The 767-nt window shown below is 73.9% G+C and carries 2 protein-coding genes; both read right to left on the bottom strand.

Features of this window, described 5'->3' with window-relative positions; genetic code table 11:
• The coding region (locus AC0VX0_RS12375; protein ID WP_036318086.1) for a hypothetical protein at positions 1–255 on the bottom strand (255 nt) is incomplete at its 3' end.
• Positions 256–405: 150 nt separating this feature from the next.
• Positions 406–767, bottom strand: a 362-nt coding sequence (locus tag AC0VX0_RS12370) for a hypothetical protein (protein WP_475452211.1), incomplete at its 5' end; no start/stop codon positions are given.

The following is a 767-nucleotide window of genomic DNA, read 5'->3' as shown; positions in this document are numbered from 1 at the left end:
GGCGGCCGCGGGGGCCTCGTCGGCCGGCATGGCGTAGGGCAGGCCGTCCTCGTGCCACTGGTCCCAGACGGTGACGGTCTGGCGACCGCGCATGACCGTGCGGATGGCGATGTCGAAGGTCTGCGCCGCCGGGTCTATGGCGGTCACGACGCCGTCATGGAAGCGGGTGGACCCGCCCTCCAGGCGGCGGTCGACGTAGGTGACGGCCTGGCCGATGGTGACGGTGGCGGAGGTGCAGATGGTCTCGGTGTCCACGGGGCTCTCCTTGATGGGGGTGCCGGGGGCCTCGCGCCCCCTGCTGGCGTGTCTAACCATACACATATCGGGGGGAGGGTGCAACCCGGCGACGCCGCGCGAGGCGGGACCGGCCCCGTGGCCAGTCCCGCCCCGCGCGGGCCGTGAGGATCAGGCCCCGGCGCTCACCTGCGCCCCGCGCGTGGTGGCCCGGGCGGCGGCCACCTCCGCGGAGTCCTCCCGGGTGGGGGCGGCATCCGGGGCCTCCATCAGCGGCACGGCCGAGAACAGGCGGCTCAGGCCGCCATCGTCCCGGCGGGCCTCGCTCTCGTGCGTGCAGGGCCCGTCATTGCGCACCGGCATCAGCATGCCCACGGCCCAGTCCCCGAGCATCCAGCTCACCGGCCTGCCTGCGGTAAACCGGTCCAGGGACAGATGCAGGGGCATCGCGCGCCCGGTGTGCCGCTTGACCACCGTGGTGATCTGCTGCAGCTTCTCCGGGCTCAGGGACACGAACGGCTCGGCCTGCGGGG

The organism is Micrococcus sp. iso_26 (assembly GCF_056172975.1).
This window is presented reverse-complemented; position numbering and strand designations above follow the sequence as displayed.